The organism is Bacteroides acidifaciens (assembly GCF_903181435.1).
GTDB lineage: Bacteria > Bacteroidota > Bacteroidia > Bacteroidales > Bacteroidaceae > Bacteroides.
In genome coordinates, this window is record NZ_CAEUHO010000001.1 from 2,856,959 (window position 1) to 2,875,484 (window position 18,526).

Here is an 18,526-nt window from a genome sequence, read left to right on the forward strand (position 1 = left end):
GACAAATAAACATAAAGTAGAGATGGAGCATAAAGGAATACTTTCTTCCGCTTTTAACATGTCACTGGGTTTTATCCCCGTTATTATTTCCATTTTATTGGGTGAATTTATAACGCAAGACACGGCTATTTACATCGGTACAGGAATAGGTATCGTAGGTATATATCTTTCCCTGAAACAAAAGGGGATATTAAATCCTAACTTTATCCTATATATAGCGACCGGAATGCTGGCACTATTATCTTTAGCCGCACTTATCCCCGGTGATTATGTTCCGGGAGGCGCACTTCCCATCACATTGGAAGTCAGTATCCTCATTCCCATGCTGATACTTTATATGCATAAAAAAAGGTTTATCAACCACTTCCTGAAACAGATAGGCTCCTGCAACAAACGCTTGTACGCACAAGGCGCGGAAGCTGCCGTCGTTTCGGCACGCATCGCTTTAACCTTTGGCGTACTGCATTTCATCATTATCAGCATCGTTGTTGTTTTCCAAGACCCACCGAGCAAAATGAGCGAGCTTATTCTCTATAAAATACTTCCCCCTACTGTCTTCATTCTAAGTATCGTTTTCAATCAAATAGCTATCCATTTCTTTAACCATCTGATGTCTCACACAGAGTATGTCCCTATCGTCAATACCAAAGGAGACGTGATTGGGAAAACACCCGCCATTGAGGCAATCAATTATAAGAATGCCTATATCAATCCGGTGATAAGAATTGCCGTGTCTACCCACGGGATGCTATTTCTTTGCGACAGACCGTCAACAGCTATTCTGGAGAAAAATAAAGTAGACATTCCGATGGAATGTTATCTCCGTTACGGAGAGTCTCTGACAGCAGGCGCTACCCGCTTGATGAACAATGCGCTTCCTCAGGTTAATGACATCAAACCCGAATTCAACATCGTCTATCACTTTGAAAATGAAGTGACCAACCGGCTGATTTACCTGTTCATCGTCGACCTGGACGACGACTCCGTCCTCTGCACTCCCCGCTTTAAGAACAGCAAATTATGGAGTTTCAAACAGATTGAAGAAAACTTAGGCAAAGGCTTTTTCAGCAGTTGCTTCGAAGACGAGTACGAACATCTGAAAAATGTTATTTGTATAAGAGAAAAATACAAGGAATCTTAGACAAATCGGGCACGTGACCTTTCCAGTCTTTCACTGTACGCGTCTGTATATATTCTCCTTCGCAAGTGATATTGGCAGCAATACACAGCTTTGTCTGCGGACGGCAATTCTGTAGAATATCTTCCACCATTTTGTGATTCCGGTAAGGAGTCTCAATAAAAAGTTGCGTCTGGTTCTCGGCATAGACACGCTGTTCCAATGCCTTCAGTTTCTTTCCACGCTCTCCCGGTTCAATCGGCAGATAGCCGTGAAACGCAAAACTCTGACCGTTAAAGCCCGAACCCATCACGGAAAGAATGATAGAAGAAGGTCCTACCAATGGAACAACTTTCAACTTTTTGCGTTGAGCAATAGCCACCACGTCCGCACCCGGGTCAGCAACAGCCGGACAACCTGCCTCAGAGATGACTCCCATTGAAGCACCGTTCATCAAAGGTTTCAGATAACCGGAAATATCCTCGGGCGAAGTATGTTTGTTCAACGGATAAAACGTCAGTGCGTCAATATCAATCTCCCGATCTACCTTTTTCAGGAAACGGCGGGCGGAACGAACATCTTCGACAATAAAATACCGGATACCGAAGATAATCTCCTTATTATAGGAAGGCAATACCTTTTCAATAGGTGTATCGCCTAAAGTCACGGGCAACAAATAAAGGGCAGTTTCCACTTATTAAATTGAGAATTGAGAATTAAAAATTGAGAAATAAGAAAGAGAAACGATTCAAGAAGCCAAGTAGTTGGATTCATTCAGCATTTCGTGATAGTCGTTAAATTCCAAAAGGTCTTTCAACTTCATGTCTTTATGCTTTTTCATATATGCGGAAACGATTCTCGTACCTATCCATGTACCTATCAATGCAGGAGCCTGGACACCGAGCATTTCAACAGCCGGAGCAGGTTTCATATAATAACGAATCACCATCGGGTCACGCGCATGCAGGTGGTCATTGGAACAGACATACTCCCAAATAGCTTTTTCATTTTCCTTGCACCAGTCATTTTCCTCTTTTGAATAACCCATCGCTTCACCACCGTCATTGTATCCCAATAAGTGCTGTGTCACATAATTGATTTTCCCGGCATGCATCATCAGGTCGATAAGACAAGTCCCCTCGTGGTAATTCATGTCATAACGGCTTAAGAGATAGAACACGAAACAATCCGGTACAATCCGTTCGGGACGCATGGAACGGCATTGGTAATCGTAATAAAAACGTTTATAAAGCGGGTAATCCTCACCCATATATTTATCAAGGCTGATGCCAAGCAAAGAATCGACCAGAACAATGGATTCATTGAACGCAGATATTTGCGAATAGATAAACGGCACTTTTGTGTCGGGCACTTCCTTTTTCAGTTTCTTGAATCCCTTAGTCAGCTCCTTTTCCACTTCATCCAAATTAGGGAACTTAGCTTCCACGTCTCCCATCAGACGAACCAGTGTCGTATCCGAATAGAATTTTTGCAGGCGTTGTGAGATGGTATCATCCTTCACCGTGCCGATAGCCAGCACATCTTCAATCAGAATCTTCGTTGGCTGACGGTAATCCATCGACAACTTCTGCATAGCAGAAAAGCTGTTGGAGCGAACGTATTCGCTCAACAGCTTATCATATCTCAGAACAGAAATCTCTTCTTCCTTCTGCTCCATACCTTTTCCTGTGCTTAACCCACAGGCGGCGAAAAGCATACTTATTAATATAATAAGAAGAGAAATCCGTAGTTTCATAATTTATTATCCGTAAATGATGTTACCATTATCATCCATGTACTCATCAAGTCCTTTCTCGTAAGTAGCCATGGCACGAAGGCTCATACCCACGCTGGAGAATCCGCCGTCGTGGAAGAGGTTCTGCATAGTCACCTTGCGGGTAAGGTCGGAGAACATTACGATACAATAGTCGGCACACTCATCAGCAGTCGCATTTCCAAGCGGAGACATACGGTTGGCAAAGTCGAACAGTTTGTCCATACCCTTCACACCCGAACCGGCTGTTGTAAACGTAGGCGACTGGGAAATTGTGTTCACACGCACGCTGTGCTCGCGTCCGTAGATATAACCGAAACTACGTGCGATAGATTCCAGCAATGCTTTCGCATCCGCCATATCGTTGTAGCCGTAGAAAGTACGCTGTGCAGCCACATAGCTCAATGCAACGATTGAACCGTAATCGGCAATAGCGTTCAGTTTCTTGGCAGCCTGAATCATTTTGTGGAATGACACGGCCGAAATATCCAATGTCTTATCCAACATTCCATAGTCAAGGTCATCGTAAGTACGTTTCTTGCGTACGTTGGGAGACATACCGATAGAATGGAGCACAAAATCAATTTGTCCACCCAGTATATCCATTGAGGTCTTGAATACATTTGTCAACTCCTCTACGTTGGTAGCGTCTGCCGGCACAATCTGGCAGTTCAGTTTTTCGGCCAAAGCATTGACTTCTCCCATACGGATAGCCATCGGAGTATTTGATAATGTAATAGTTGCACCTTCTTCTACAGCACGTTCAGCCACTTTCCAAGCAATAGACTGGTCATTCAACGCACCGAAGATAATACCTCTTTTTCCTTTCAACAAGTTGTAACTCATATCTTTTAATAGTTAAATTTTGTGCAAAGATAGTATCTTTCCGCATAAAATCATGAGAAGTGCGCAAATAATAGACAGAAATGACAAAAAATACACGTATTCTATCAATTAGTCCACATCCCTTTGGGGGTTCGCTCCTATCTTTGCATTCGATAATGTCCAACGAAATACCATTGAAAACAATAGATGTATAACCCTATAGAAAATTAGATTACTAAATGAACACATTGACAAAAAGACTCTTTTGGATAGCTATATGCTGTTTGCCGTTTATCGCAGGATGTAAACCGCAAAGCGGGAATGCGACAAGTGAAAACGCAATAAGCGATGCCCTTTACCAAAATTTACCTTTTGAAATGCCGAAAGTACAACAGCCGGCTTTTCCTGCTTATGAGGTAAGCATTGTGGATTTCGGAGCCAAAGGGGACGGTTTGTTCCTGAATACGAAAGCCATCAACGATGCTATCAAGAACGTGAACCAACACGGTGGTGGCAAAGTGATTATCCCGGAAGGTATCTGGCTGACAGGCCCCATCGAATTGCTGAGTAATGTGAATCTTTATACAGAACAGAATTCACTGGTGCTCTTCACCGGAGATTTCGAAGCATATCCTATCATCGCCACTTCTTTTGAAGGGCTCGAAACCCGTCGTTGCCAGTCACCGATTTCGGCACGCAACGCGGAGAATATCGCTATCACGGGATACGGCACATTCGACGGAAACGGTGATTGCTGGCGTCCGGTGAAAAAGGGCAAACTGACCGCTTCGCAATGGAAGAAGTTAGTAAATTCAGGCGGTGTTCTCGATGAGAAGCAAGAGATATGGTATCCCACAGCGGGTTCGCTGAAGGGAGCTATGGCTTGTAAAGACTTTAACGTGCCCGAAGGCATCAATACGGATGAAGAATGGGCTGAAATCCGTCCATGGCTGCGCCCGGTGCTGCTCAGTATCGTAAAAAGCAAGAAAGTATTGCTGGAAGGCGTGACTTTCAAAAACTCTCCGAGCTGGTGTCTGCACCCGTTGTCCTGCGAAGATTTTACCGTAAATAATATCATGGTTATCAATCCCTGGTATTCTCAGAATGGTGATGCCATCGACTTGGAATCTTGCAAGAACGCGCTGATTATCAACAGTGTGTTTGATGCGGGAGACGATGCTATCTGTATCAAATCGGGTAAGGACGAAGACGGTCGCCGTCGCGGTGAACCTTGCCAGAATGTGATTGTGAAGAATAATACGGTATTGCACGGACATGGCGGATTCGTTGTAGGCAGCGAAATGTCCGGCGGTGTGAAGAATATCTATGTGGAAGATTGCACATTCATGGGGACTGATGTAGGTTTGCGCTTCAAGAGTACCCGCGGACGTGGCGGTGTAGTGGAAAACATCTACATCAATAACATCAATATGATTAACATCCCGAACGAACCGTTATTGTTCGACCTCTTCTATGGTGGAAAAGGTGCAGGTGAAGAATCGGAAGAAGATTTGCTGAACCGTATGAAAACAGCCATCCCACCGGTAACGGAAGAGACTCCGGCGTTCCGCAACATTCATATTTCAAATATTGCGTGCAGAGGTTCGGGACGTGCGATGTTCTTCAACGGTCTGCCGGAAATGCCGATTAGCAATATCACCGTTAAAAACGTTGTGATGACGGAAGCTACGGATGGAGTTGTCATCAGCCAGGTAGACGGAGTCACTTTGGAGAATATTCATGTAGAGTCTTCAAAAGGAAACAATATCCTGAATGTCAAAAATGCAAAGAACCTGACCGTAGATGGAAAGGTTTATGAAGAATTTGGAGCAAAAGGCGAGATTTTAAGTCTCAAATAAAGTTCAGTAAGAAAAGAAAACCACAATATCATTATATAGAGTAAAAAGCTCAAATAGCAGACTATTTTATCTTCAAAAGATAGACGGTCTGCTTTTTTTTCAGTTACTTTTGCAGGGAGAAATACGACGTATTATATCAGCCTTAGAATCATGAAGAAGAATCTTTTTATATTTGCTTTCCTTTTAGGCAGTTTTAGCCTGCCGACTTGGGCTCAGAAACAGGAGAAGACCATTACAGTAGAGGTGCACAATAATTGGAACCAAGCAAAAACGGATGCTCCGGTTGTCGTCAATCTGTGCGAACTGCACGCGGATTTCAAAATAAAATCGGCTGTTGTTATGGAAGGGACGAATGAAATTCCTTCTCAACTTGATGATTTGAACAGGGACAGAAAGATGGATGAACTTGCCTTTGTAACCAATCTTCCTGCCCATGGCAAAAAGACTTTTCAAGTGACGCTTTCTTCGGAAAAGAGTACAAAGACTTACCCTGAACGAGTATATGCCAATATGTTCATTGCTGATTTCCGAAAAGGAAAGCATCAAAGGGTACAGGCTATTACCGTTCCCGGAACTAGCAATATATATAGCATGGTACGTCCTCACGGTCCGGTTTTGGAATCGGAACTGGTAGGTTATCGTCTCTACTTCAATGAAAAACAGACACCTGATATTTACGGTAAATTCAATAAAGGGTTGGAAATCAAAGAATCGCAGTTCTATCCTACGGATGCACAGTTAGCCAAAGGATTCGGTGACGATGTGCTTCGTGTATTCGACAGTTGCGGCCCGGGTGCGTTGAAAGGTTGGGACGGACAGAAAGCAACCCATATCACCCCGGTAGAAACCCGTACGGAACGTATCATCTCTTACGGGCCGGTGCGTGCGATTGCTGAAATTGAAGTAACCGGATGGCAGTATCAGGGTGCAGAACTCGATATGATGACGCGTTACACGCTTTATGCCGGACATCGTGACCTTCACATCGAAACATTCTTCGACGAGCCGCTCGATAAAGAGATTTTCTGCACAGGTGTGCAGGACATCGTAGGTGCTTCCAAATCATTCTCCGACCATAAAGGCTTGGTAGGAAGCTGGGGTACGGACTGGCCTGTAAACGACACGGTGAAGTACGCAAAAGAAACCGTAGGGTTGGGAACTTGTATTCCTCAGCGTTATGTGAAATCTGAGGAAAAAGACAAGGCAAACTTCCTCTATACAATCACCGCTCCGGGAAACAATTACTTCCAATATCATACGACTTTCACTTCCATGAAGGAAACCTTCGGATATAAGACACCGGAAGCATGGTTCGCATATCTTCGCGAATGGAAAGAAGAACTGGCTCATCCTGTGACAGTGAAAGTAAAAGACAGCCGTGCTGCCAAATAAAGATAACCACACCACTAAATAAGGTAGAATACAAATACAACTAAACAAAAATTACGAGGTTTCTACCAATTTTTATACGACTCTGCACAATTATTACTCCCTGTGCAGAGTCTTTTTTTCTACCTTTGCCATCGTAAGACAAGCCAACGAATCATTTATATAAAACTATTAATCTACCTATATCATGAAACGATTGACACAGACTTTAGTTCTCTGCCTGCTGACTGCCTTCCCGGCATTGGCGCAGAAAAACTATGTATCCGAAGTATGGGTTTCCGACCTCGGAAACGGCAAATACAAAAATCCGGTTCTCTATGCCGATTACTCCGACCCCGACGCTTGCCGCGTGGGTGATGATTTTTATATGACTTCATCCAGTTTCAACTGTCTGCCGGGATTACAAATACTACATTCCAAAGATTTGGTGAACTGGACGATTATCGGCGCGGCAGTGCCTAACGCCCTCACTCCTATCGAAACGCCGGAACGCCCGGAACATGGTAATCGTGTATGGGCTCCCGCTATCCGCCATCACGACGGTGAATTCTATATCTTTTGGGGTGACCCCGACCAAGGAGCTTTCATGGTGAAAGCCAAAGACCCGAAAGGCCCGTGGAGCGAACCTGTCTTAGTTAAGGCAGGAAAAGGAATCATCGACACCTGCCCGTTTTGGGATGAGGACGGAAAAGTATATATGGTACACGCATACGCAGGAAGCCGTGCCGGACTGAAAAGTGTAATCACCATCTGTGAGCTGAACGCAGAGGCTACGAAAGCTATCACTCCTTCACGTATCATATTCGACGGTCACGAAGCGCATCAGACTTGCGAAGGCCCCAAAATGTATAAGAGAAATGACTATTACTATATTTTCCATCCGGCAGGTGGCGTACCGACAGGCTGGCAGGTGGTTTTACGTTCCAAGAACATCTACGGCCCTTACGAATGGAAAACCGTACTCGCACAAGGCAACTCTCCCGTCAACGGTCCCCATCAGGGAGCATGGGTAGACACTCCTACGGGCGAAGACTGGTTCCTTCACTTTCAAGATGTAGGCGCTTACGGCCGTATCATGCACTTGCAACCGATGAAATGGGTGAACGACTGGCCTGTTATCGGCATTGATAAAGACGGTGACGGCTGCGGTGAACCTGTATTGACTTACAAGAAACCGAATGTAGGTAAAACATATCCCGTCTGCACTCCGCAGGAAAGTGATGAATTCGACGGCTACACGTTGTCCCCACAGTGGCAATGGCACGCCAACATTAATGAAAAATGGGCATATTATGCAGGAGACAAGAGTTATGTCAGATTATACTCTTATCCGGTGGTAGAAGATTATAAGAACCTGTGGGATGTAGCTAACCTCTTATTACAGAAAACTCCTTCCGACAATTTCACCGCAACAATGAAACTCACGTTCACTCCTAATCAAAAGAATAAAGGCGAGCGAACCGGGCTTGTCGTTATGGGCAGGGATTATGCCGGACTGGTTTTAGAAAATACAGACAAAGGGCTTGTTTTGTCGCAAGTAGAGTGTAAAAGGGCGGACAAGGGAAAACCGGAAGAAGTGAAAGCTGCCGTTGACCTTTCCCAGAACACGGTTTATCTGAAGGTACGTTTCAGTTGTGACGGAAAGAAAATCAAAGCCAGCGAAGGCGGACACGACCTTATTGTGATGTGTAATTTCAGTTATAGCCTCGACGGAAAGAAATTTGAATCACTCGGTGCTCCTTTCCAGGCAAGAGAAGGACAATGGATTGGCGCTAAAGTCGGTATGTTCTGCACGCGTCCGGCTATTAAAACGAATGACGGCGGTTGGGCAGACGTGGATTGGTTCCGCATTACGAAGAAGTAAAAAAGAGTAACCAAATACTAAAAAGACGCCCCTGCACCATGAAAATCTTGCAAGGGCGTCTTTTCTTTTCTATCTTTGTGGACATCAAGGCCGGCCACGATTCTGTCTTTGTCCATATTTGAGATTTTTTAGTTACACTCCTTAAATATAGGACATTCGTAACAATTAAACGAAGTATGAAGCAGAGTTTGTGCGCTGGCCTCGGTTTTTATTGTGCCGGTGTAGAAAAAATCGATTTTTCTATATAATTTTGTAAACGAAGAGATTTTGAATTACAGGATTAACAATAAAACTAAGAGTTCAATGAAGAAACTAGCAATATTCGATTTGGATGGTACATTACTGAATACTATCGCCGACCTGGCACACAGTACCAACTATGCTTTAAATAAATTAGGATACCCCACACACGATGTGGAAAAGTATAACTTCATGGTAGGAAATGGTATCAACAAACTCTTTGAACGTGCATTGCCCGAAGGAGAAAAGACAGAAGAGAATGTACTCCGGGTTAGAAAAGAGTTCGTTCCTTACTATGATGTCCACAATGCAGATGACAGCCGCCCTTATCCGGGTATCTCAGAACTTTTATCTTATTTACAATCCGCAGGTATCCAACTTGCCGTAGCTTCCAACAAGTATCAGACAGCTACCGAGAAACTGGTTGCCCATTATTTCCCCGAAATCCGCTTCACTGCCGTTTTCGGTCAACGGGAAGGGGTAAATGTCAAGCCTGACCCAACAATCGTCTTTGATATTTTGAAATTAGCGAATGTAGAAAAAGAAGATGTCCTCTATGTCGGTGATTCGGGAGTCGATATGCAAACAGCAGCTAATGCAGGTGTGACAGCTTGTGGCGTAACATGGGGCTTCCGCCCACGGACAGAATTGGAAGAGTTTAGTCCGGCATATATAGTGGATACAGCCGAAGAGATTAAAAGGCTAATAATCTAGTGCACAGCAGAATATACGAAAAAATATCAATTCAACGAATATGAGCCACGAAGAAATCGCTCTTGCAAATAACTCATACTTGGTTATTATCTATGATGAATCTGAATAAAATCACCAATTATGCCCATATTCTCAATTTTAGATAATTTATTGGTTTCCCGCAGCACCAATAAAAAAGGCGCGGAAACTATTACGATATTATTTTGTGAAAGGCTCTGGTAAGCCTGCAATCAAATAATAAGTAATAGCTCCACGCCCATTGAGAGATATATAACAAAATTATATACAACATAGATGTGGAGACAGTCGTTCCAGAATAAAAAAATCAAAATCATTTCTAGTATAGCCTTACACTTCTTCACATACCGGCATATTCATCCCTTTAACTGCTTTTTATACCATAAGAACTGTAATATCAAGAATTGTCTATAACAACATACTAAAAAACCTAGAGTGTGGCATTCAAGCACACTCTAGGTATCTCACTACTGCATAATTACTTCAAAATCAACTCACCTACACTATTTTATCTATACCGTTTACATATATCTTATCGCTACAAGGCATGCCACCAGTACGAGAAGGACAACATTTGCACACAGGCTCGTACATAGTATATATATCATGGATTGTAGCTTATGCAAATCGATTTCCATCTTCGTGTCATCTTTACTTGCCGTAAGGACGTTATACAACACATCCATCTGTTCTTTTTCTTCTATCATAGCCACAGATTATTTGTTCGTGCCATTGTTCTTGCCGACAGGTCTGCTGCCGATCTCCAATCCTGTCCCCGGAACAAACCTCACCACTTTCTTGGCGGGTATCCTCATGCTTCCTCCCGTATACGGGTTATGGCCGTTACGTGCCGGACGTTCCTTGACAGCGAACGAACCGAATCCAGGAATCAGGATTTTCTCCTCCTTGTGCATCGCCTCCGTGATGACTTTCAGCACGGCGTTTACCGCCGTTTCCGATTCTTTCACACTCATACCGCCTGCGGCAGCCACATTACTTACAAATTCTTTCTTGTTCATTGGATTCGTTTTTACGTGATACTTTGTTTTCTGTTATTCAATACTTCGGATTGGCGCCCCATGCGTTCAGTTTCTTTTCACCGTCCAGACAGAAAAGATAGAGCAGATAAATCCCTCCCGCGACCGGAACAAGGGATATCAACAGCATCCAGCCGCTTTTGCCTCTGTCGTGGAGCCGGCGTACGGAAACAGCTAGTGAAGGGAGCAATACACCCAGTCCGTAAACCATACTGATCCACGGCAATTTTATCAATGTGCCGATAATGCCTAATAAAACCATGACACACATGTTTACCAGCATAAACATCCAGTACTCCTTACGACGTGCGCGTCCACCGAAGTCTGCGTAATGTTCTCTTATTACTCTCAAATACCAGTTCATATTCTTTTATTTTAGCTTAACATGTGATTAAAATCTTTCTTCTCTGATGAACCCGCCGTCAATCGAATAGATCAGTTCCAGACCGTTTCCGATGGATATCTCATAGCCTCCCGCTTCACGTTCGGCCTCGTAAATTCCGGCACCGGGATAGCGCACTGCGATATCCGCAACAATCGTTTCAGGCACGATGCCTTCGGGCAGAAATGTATATTTGCAGTCAACGCTCTTCCAGTCCCCGGACTCGTAGAATTCGATCTCGGTGCCGTTGCTCAGCCGGACCTCGTACTCCTTTTGCCCGTTATCCCGGTCGCGTTCCGCATACACGAGACTTTGTTCCGGGAAATAGGTTTCAATGAAGTTTCGCGCTTTTTCCGGTAGCTTTCTATAAGAGATCTCATCACTACAGCCGGTAAGGCAGAGCAGTGCCAGCACTAATGCTGACAAAAGCAACTGATATTTGCCGATCTTCTTTCCGTTGTGCTTGCCGCAGCGGGCAAAAGCATTTGTTGTTTCTTTTTTTGTTAAATTGTTCAGTTCCATATATTTTTAAGTTATCGGTTTGTCTGGTCCGGAACCTGCCGGAGTGCAGTCTCCGTTGGATTCCTTTAAAATATCGTTCCATCGGCTTTCACACGCAGTTCTACTTCCCGGTTGCCGCTCTCCAGCTCAATGAGGTAGTATTCTTGTTGCGGGGTCTGCACATATTCCATGTCGTCGATTTCGAAGGTGGCCCATTGCGATGCGGCTATGGCATCCTTCACCGCCTGGGGCAGCGCGTTCGGACGGATGTCCCACTCCGTGTAGACCCATTGGTTGCGTCCGTTGAAATATACCTCCTTCTCAAGGTATTCGTGGAATATCTCCACTTCCAGCAATCCGTCGTCATAGTCGTACTCTACGATGCGTGCACCGGGATATTTCTGATGGATAAACGATGATATCTCGACATTCACCATCTGGCCGTTGCCTTGTCCCGGATTGCCTCCCGCCTGCACAAGGGTAAGCGTTCCCTCCGGTGTAATGTCTACTTTGACATCGCCGTAGCGCGATTCGAGGTCGTAGCGGTAGAACTCGCTGTCGGGAGTTTTGTAGTGGTCGATGTCGTCGATCCGGTAGGTAACATAGTCGCTGGCTTGCAGCGCGGCGGCGACAGCCTGGGGTATCGTGTTTTTATCTTTAATCTCTGTCTTCGTATACTTCCATACGCCGTTTCCGGCGAAAAGCAGTTCGCGCCGCACCTGTCCGTCGATGATTTCAACCTCAGTCATGTCGCGCTCGCGGTCGATGTCGGTGATTCTAGCTCCAGGATAGTTGTCGCGGATGTATTGTTCGATGTTTCCGGAAGGTTTCGAAGGTATATAGTCGGAGTAATCGTAGTCGTTGCCCGAGTCTGTCACTTGCTTCACCAATACACCGTTGTCGGCGTAGTAGAGGTCCACTTCCGTTTCCCGCCCGTTCTCCTTTTTCTCCACTTCGATGACGTAGATGGTCTCCACGCCGTCACGCTCAAGTTTGTCCACATCGTCTATTTCCCAAGGGGCGTTGGCGTATTCGCTGCCGTTGAATGCCTGACGGACGGCGTCCGGAAGTGATGTGAAAGGAATATCAGTTTCCGTCATATACCATACGCCGCCATTGTCGAACCATGCGGCAAGATCGTTTTCCGTGTCTGGGACGGCACGTGTGGCGGGCATGGAGAAGACAGCCACCACATAGTCGCCTTTAGTCAGCCAGCGGACATTGCTTGCTCCCGGGTATTTGGTTTCAAGTGCTATCTGCGCCAGCCGGCTCACATCGTTTGTGCCCCCTGCGGGAGCTTCCTCATTTTCACAGGCGGCGAGGGTAAGCACCACGCCTGCCGCCATCGTCTTTAATAAATTTTTCATACCTGTTGAATGTTTTTTAATAACTATAAATGAAATTTGCCTTGATAAAGGTTCTGTTTTAAAAAGGGAGGAGGGTTAGACGTCCCTGAATTGTCTCCCCTAAAAGTATCTGTCCGATCCAGGGCACGTTCATCTCCGCCTAATCCTCCTCCAATCTGAAATTGAGTTAAGGTCCGTAATGACGCTTCATTCCGGTCAATCGTCGTACCCTATCACGTTGAACCGGCTGTCGAACTTGATTTCAAGTCCACCGGAAAGCTCAATTTCCCACGTATAAGGGTTGCGTTCGATTTCCTTGATGAACTGTCCGCGGAATAACTCGTTCTTTGCCACGAAGTCGGCAATCGGCTTCGGAACAATGCTTGCGGGAACAGGAGAATACTTCCGCTCCACGCTTTCCCAAGAACCGTCGGCGCGAAAGTCCACTTCCGTGCGGTCGGTGTAGGTTGCTTCGTATTCCACAGTCATTATTTTGTGGTCCGCTACGACGTAAGCGAGCGTAAGATCCTTGAAATGAGTTGTCAGGAACTCTTGAGCGGCTTTCGGAAGACGTTCGAAACTGATTGCCTCCTCACGCCCGTCGGCATGTGCCGCCTGGGTGCCTAATAGCAACAGTGCGGCAGCCATGAAAAACATTCTTGTTCTTTTCATAATTTAAAATGAATTGATTATTGAATATTGGGGTGACAGTTACTTTAGTATTCTCTAACAGGTAATATGGCATTGCAGTCGGACGTTCCGTCATAGTATCTTACGCAGATATGAGGTTGCGCGTTTTCGCCAAAACCAAAGTGGAGTGCACTCGCCCTACCAGTTGTCCAGTGCAAATCCGCCATCCAATAGACTCCTCTCAAAGCAGTATCGTAAATCTTAGGTGATTGCTGGTTTTCCCATCTATGTACGTTTGAGAATCCGGTGGAGGGTAAGAAAATGGTTTCCCAATCTTGTGCACCTCTTCTGACTCTGAATCTTGCACCATACTCTTTTATATATTCAGCTTGACTACGAATCTGCGCATTCCAGTAGCTAAGGTCGCCGTATGTCATGTCGCTCATTCCTGATGTCAGGAACTGTTCAAAGGCTCTTCCCGGAGGCACTGCGTATCCTCTTGGCGAAGGGTCATAAATTGTCTTCACAACTCTACCCGCAGAAGCATCATCATTCAATAACGGGTTGTTGTTCCATCTGTTGCGGTATTTATCGCTCTCCCAGTACCATGGCCATTGTCCCTGCCCGTTTGTGCCACTTGGGGCATATATTTCTTCGGGGTATTGCAGGACTTCCCACGTGTTAACGTATTTTAGTAGTACCTTGAAAAATTTACTTGAAAATCTATTCCCCCAATAGACTGTCTTCTGAGGAACTGGGGTCAAGTAGCTCGAGCTATCTACGTATGTACCACCAGGGATGGGTATAGGACGTCCCCACTGATAAATGAGAGTATTGCCGGGCTTTCGTTCGCGGAACTCCTGACGTTGCAGCGTGATTATTTTTTCAGTCCCTATCCTCGAGGTGAAACGTAGCTTTATGGTACGACGACTGTATGTCCTTGAGTCGCCTGTGCAATGACCCAACGGCATTCCCATCATCCGATAAGAGTTGTTGCTGTTGTCATAGATCGTGATATCCGAAAGAGGATTTCCATAATCATTATGTTTATCCTCCAGACCATAGGGAGTAACCCAAATATGCCAAGACCAAAGGATTTCACCATTATAGGAAAGCGCAGAAATTACAGCGTTTCCCTGCTTTATGTTATTTGGATTCACATAGAATTTTATATAAGTTCCCAGATGGTATTGAACATTGGTTACCAGATTAGGTGCGTCCTGCCAGAATAATTCAACGTCTCGTAACGCTGCGCTGTTATTATGTATCAACGCCTGTTTTACAGGAGCATTCGTAGCATCCCTCAAAGGATTTCTGATACTAGCGTGGGTCTGTTGGGGAATGTAGGACCTGGTGTTTAAAGAGCCATTTTTGAAAGAATTGCCAAATTTTATTGGGAACATATACCAGCCAGGTCCGTTGACGATATAGCAGTTTGCCGTTGACTCAGCCTCCCTCCCTCCTAAAGTGGAAAGATCATAAGGAGCGTTCTGAGTACCAACCGACGGCCGATATTGAAGAGTTTCATCCTCGATGTTGTACCATTGTCTTTCCACTACATACTTCGCACTTGCAGTAATTTTACCCTTCGTGCCATCATTTCCAGCCGGAATCACCTTGGTTAGTCCAAACGTATTCAAGATATTGCTGGAGCCTGCTATGGTCGGATCAAGCCAAGTCTTGCCATCATCCGTCGAGTACTCATAGTTCCAGTCGACTGCTGTTTTTTCGTTCGGTTTTCCTCTAGGGTTGCTGTAGCAGCGAACACCAATATCTTGCGTCGAAAGGTTGAAGTCAAGGTTGTAGATACCTCCCGTATTATCCACCTCAAAGGTATAGTCCCATTCAGGATTAGGTACGCTTTCAGAGTTGGAAATAGTATATGTGTAGGTATTGTTCTGGAACCAACCGGCCGTAGTAGGTGAGGTAAGGTCGAGCGTGAAAGTACGATCTTGCGTTTGGTTTTTCGGACGGAAAACTATTTCCAGTCGTATCTGATCACCGCCTTTATTGACATTTTGCGGAATCATGAAAAAGTAGCCGCCATCGATAAGGTCGGTGTTCGCCGTGATAGTCTTCCCGGTAGCGTTTTGATACAGGGTGATCGTTCCTTTGTTGCGACGAGCTAAAATGTTGTTTGATGTAGCACTTTGGGGATTGTAATCCGCTTCCATATATGCGTTCAGAATCTTGAGGCTTTTCAAAGTGCCTTCGAAAAAATTCGTACCATGTGTCTTGATTCTGATTGCAGCCAAGATGTGCTTGAATGTCAGGCTCACGGGCTGGCCGTTATTACGCGCAGGGACGTCAGAGTATGCATACACCACGTCCTGCGAATCAGTAGGCCTGATGGTCGCTTTTTGTGAGAGTGTTAATACAGGTCCTGGCTGATTCGTTTCTTTTTTGGCGGTTATGGTGAAGTTGGTGTTTCCGATCGCAGTACTATGCGGCGCATAAGCGTAGAATCTCACCCTGCCTGTGGTGGGCCATGTGACACCTGTCGCCCAGCTCTTGCCTTGCTCTACCTTGAGGTTATTCATTAAGTCGAAGTTCTTCGACGCATCAAAGGCTCCATCATAAGACACTGCGAACATACCGAATGTGCTGTGGAAGTTCGTTCCGTCTACCTTGACACCACGCGTAGCCGGTGAGTTTTCAGGTTCTTCCGTTCCTGCCAATCTTGCTGCTTCTACAGCTCTTGCCATTTCTTCCTGCATCTCTTCCGTCATTCTTTCACAGTCGATTCCGTTGCTAACGTGCGTATGCAGGTAGAGAGGCTCCCCGTCCGGAGTCTCATAGTCCAGCTTCACCACGGAGGCGCTGTCTGCACTTGGTCCGTCTACAGCAGAACGGGTCTGCGACAAATCATCCCAGCCGTCAGTCTGTTGCACAGGATTGAAACAGATGGTATCCCAGTTAGGGCGACCCTCCATGATCTCATCGTCATCACAGGCGGCAAACAACATGACTGCTATGAATGCCCCCGCCATACAAAAACGATTCAGCGAGTGTAAAAAGATTCTTCTCTTATTCATACGTTGTATCAATTATTATAATTATTGTTTTCATTCTGATGGCACACCGGTATAGCGGCGGCTCGGGTGTCAAGCAGACAACATGCAGGGATGCTGGCGGCTCGAATGCCAAGCAGATGGTGCTGCTTGGCGGCAGCTTCAAAATATATCCGCTGCCTGTAGTAGTAACCGGGAAGGGACAGAACGTCCGGCTTTCACCTCGGTACGCTCCCCAAATGGACTCGCAGAAACGATATACCTATGTCATCGAGACCTTTCCGCAACCCCATAGTCGGTCCAACCCCGCCCGGTCTAAAATTGCTTAAGATTATTTACTTTAAATGTATGGATTACATAGGCATCGTGGTGTTACCGCCCTCTGTCCACGGTTCAACAGAAACCTCGAAGTTGATCTGACCACCTTCATGCTCTTCTCCACCGTCACCACCATCTGGTAGTTCAATATCCGGGTCAACCGGAGTAGTCGGGTCAACAGCACCGGAACCGTTAGTAAAATCGAGTAGGAAAGTATACTTCATGCCTTGCTCCAACTTAAATGAAATAGGAATCATTGCCAGACCGTATTTATTTTCTGAACCTACAATATATTTTATATTACCACTTGTATCAGTCATAGTTACCTTACAAATAACGGAAAGATATGTTCCCTTAGGAGCATTTGTTGGATCGTATTTAGTTGTACCTTGCTCTTGAGCAGACTCAACTGTCGGGAACAGCATGAATGACTCGGCTTCAGGCAGGACTGATTTCCAGCTAGCATCCAAAGTAGTAGGTATTGCGTTCTCATGCCAACGAATCCAAGCGTCTCCTGAAGGATCAGTTCCCTCCTTCTCATGAGACCATGTACCGGTAAAATTAGAATGTGCCGTGCCTTCTGGTACATCTGCAACATTATACACCCAAGTTCCATATTGGTACAGACCTTTTATACGCGCACCCAGCACTTCCACTGTTCGACCATTACCATGTTTGTCGTTCTTAGCTTGTATTTCAACCTTTGATAAAAGGTGCTTAAAATTTAGTTTTACGGCACCATCTCCCTCTTTACCCTCATAGAAAGCGGCACAGATATCATGCATCGGATGATCTTTTGTAACTGTTGCTCCATCACCATTATATTGTGTATATTTGCCATCAGCGTCCATGTAATGTGGACCATTATGGATTTGCGCGTCCTTGAGGAATGGATATTTGTTGCCTGTAACTCCTTCATCACCTGCAACTGGTTCCTTGAAGTAGGCATTTGACGAGCCGTGAACTGCGAAAAATCTCAAAGCTTTGTCTTTCTTCTTCCAATTGTAAATTCTGTCTGTTACCCAGTTACCATCTACTTTATTCACATTTTCAGGACCAAAGTAGTGTTTATTCTCCCAGTCATAGCAGACAACCTTGAACGTAGATATGTTGTCTCCAGTAGTCGTATTGTTACGCGTGACAGGCGCTTTGTCCAAGATAGTTCTAAAAGTGATAGCACTACCGTTGCTATCAAGAGCAGAAGAATCGTTGATAACCTCATCCTGAGAACAGGAAGTCATTGCAATGGCTGCTAAAGCCGCTAAATAAAAACTTTTTTTCATATTATAACACAAATAATTGTTTAAATCCGGTTTAAACGGATTGGGATTAAATAACTAATAATTTATCAAACATTTGTTTTAGTTTCTACCCATAGGTAGGTGATCCGATTGTGTGACTTGCGTCCAGATTCGTTGTCTGTCCGGATTCCGGCAAAAGTGGCGGAACGCTTGTCGTTCACATCCACAAGTTTCATTACGGCATTTTTTTTTCATACCTT

The 18,526-nt window shown here is 45.1% G+C and carries 16 protein-coding genes; 5 read left to right on the forward strand and 11 right to left on the reverse strand.

Annotated features, from left to right (window positions below; translation table 11 throughout):
- Positions 1–22: 22 nt before the first annotated feature.
- Positions 23–1,141, forward strand: a complete 1,119-nt coding sequence (locus CLIN57ABFB40_RS12030) for a hypothetical protein (protein WP_175630265.1) — start codon at positions 23–25, stop codon at positions 1,139–1,141.
- On the opposite strand, the gene CLIN57ABFB40_RS12035 is transcribed toward CLIN57ABFB40_RS12030, so the two are convergent.
- From CLIN57ABFB40_RS12035 to CLIN57ABFB40_RS12045, 3 genes are read right to left on the reverse strand one after another with little or no spacing between them, the layout of a single operon-like run.
- The gene (locus CLIN57ABFB40_RS12035) at positions 1,107–1,811 is read right to left on the reverse strand and encodes an SAM-dependent methyltransferase (RefSeq protein WP_175630266.1); all 705 of its coding nucleotides are present in this window, start codon (positions 1,809–1,811) and stop codon (positions 1,107–1,109) included. The two genes, CLIN57ABFB40_RS12030 and CLIN57ABFB40_RS12035, sit on opposite strands and share 35 nt — an antisense overlap.
- A 54-nt stretch (positions 1,812–1,865) precedes the next feature.
- Positions 1,866–2,873, reverse strand: coding sequence for a gliding motility lipoprotein GldB (locus tag CLIN57ABFB40_RS12040; RefSeq protein WP_175630267.1), 1,008 nt, complete (start codon positions 2,871–2,873; stop codon positions 1,866–1,868).
- 6 nt (positions 2,874–2,879) lie between these two features.
- Positions 2,880–3,737, reverse strand: a complete 858-nt coding sequence (locus CLIN57ABFB40_RS12045) for an enoyl-ACP reductase (protein ID WP_175630268.1) — start codon at positions 3,735–3,737, stop codon at positions 2,880–2,882.
- A 218-nt stretch (positions 3,738–3,955) separates the two neighbouring features.
- On the opposite strand from CLIN57ABFB40_RS12045, the gene CLIN57ABFB40_RS12050 reads away from it, so the two are divergent.
- From CLIN57ABFB40_RS12050 to CLIN57ABFB40_RS12065, 4 genes are all read left to right on the forward strand, one after another.
- The gene (locus tag CLIN57ABFB40_RS12050) at positions 3,956–5,575 is read left to right on the forward strand and encodes a glycoside hydrolase family 28 protein (RefSeq protein WP_175630269.1); all 1,620 of its coding nucleotides are present in this window, start codon (positions 3,956–3,958) and stop codon (positions 5,573–5,575) included.
- A 150-nt stretch (positions 5,576–5,725) separates the two neighbouring features.
- A complete protein-coding gene (locus CLIN57ABFB40_RS12055) occupies positions 5,726–6,967 on the forward strand; it encodes a DUF4861 domain-containing protein (RefSeq protein WP_175630270.1) in 1,242 nt (413 codons plus the stop codon).
- A gap of 184 nt (positions 6,968–7,151) precedes the next feature.
- A complete protein-coding gene (locus CLIN57ABFB40_RS12060) occupies positions 7,152–8,828 on the forward strand; it encodes a glycoside hydrolase 43 family protein (RefSeq protein WP_175630271.1) in 1,677 nt (558 codons plus the stop codon).
- A gap of 303 nt (positions 8,829–9,131) precedes the next feature.
- Positions 9,132–9,782, forward strand: coding sequence for an HAD family hydrolase (locus tag CLIN57ABFB40_RS12065; protein ID WP_175630272.1), 651 nt, complete (start codon positions 9,132–9,134; stop codon positions 9,780–9,782).
- 734 nt (positions 9,783–10,516) lie between these two features.
- Here CLIN57ABFB40_RS12065 and CLIN57ABFB40_RS12070 read toward each other — a convergent pair.
- From CLIN57ABFB40_RS12070 to CLIN57ABFB40_RS20450, 8 genes are all read right to left on the reverse strand, one after another.
- Positions 10,517–10,819 carry an HU family DNA-binding protein gene (locus tag CLIN57ABFB40_RS12070; protein ID WP_175630273.1) on the reverse strand — a complete coding sequence of 101 codons (303 nt, stop codon included), beginning with the start codon at positions 10,817–10,819 and terminating at the stop codon, positions 10,517–10,519.
- Between the two features lie 37 nt (positions 10,820–10,856).
- Positions 10,857–11,201: a DUF805 domain-containing protein gene (locus CLIN57ABFB40_RS12075; protein ID WP_175630274.1), complete on the reverse strand. Its 345-nt coding sequence runs from the start codon at positions 11,199–11,201 to the stop codon at positions 10,857–10,859.
- A gap of 27 nt (positions 11,202–11,228) precedes the next feature.
- Positions 11,229–11,741, reverse strand: a complete 513-nt coding sequence (locus CLIN57ABFB40_RS12080) for a PepSY-like domain-containing protein (RefSeq protein ID WP_175630275.1) — start codon at positions 11,739–11,741, stop codon at positions 11,229–11,231.
- A 65-nt stretch (positions 11,742–11,806) separates the two neighbouring features.
- Positions 11,807–13,087, reverse strand: coding sequence for a PepSY-like domain-containing protein (locus tag CLIN57ABFB40_RS12085; protein WP_175630276.1), 1,281 nt, complete (start codon positions 13,085–13,087; stop codon positions 11,807–11,809).
- A gap of 195 nt (positions 13,088–13,282) precedes the next feature.
- On the reverse strand, positions 13,283–13,738 hold the full coding sequence (locus CLIN57ABFB40_RS12090) for a PepSY-like domain-containing protein (protein WP_175630277.1): 456 nt from the start codon (positions 13,736–13,738) through the stop codon (positions 13,283–13,285).
- 44 nt (positions 13,739–13,782) lie between these two features.
- Complete coding sequence (locus CLIN57ABFB40_RS12095) at positions 13,783–16,731, reverse strand: fimbrillin family protein (RefSeq protein ID WP_175630278.1); 2,949 nt, start codon at positions 16,729–16,731, stop codon at positions 13,783–13,785.
- A 329-nt stretch (positions 16,732–17,060) separates the two neighbouring features.
- Complete coding sequence (locus tag CLIN57ABFB40_RS12100; protein ID WP_175630279.1) at positions 17,061–18,266, reverse strand: fimbrillin family protein; 1,206 nt, start codon at positions 18,264–18,266, stop codon at positions 17,061–17,063.
- Between the two features lie 107 nt (positions 18,267–18,373).
- Positions 18,374–18,502: a hypothetical protein gene (locus CLIN57ABFB40_RS20450; protein WP_262886950.1), complete on the reverse strand. Its 129-nt coding sequence runs from the start codon at positions 18,500–18,502 to the stop codon at positions 18,374–18,376.
- Between the last annotated feature and the right edge of the window lie 24 nt (positions 18,503–18,526).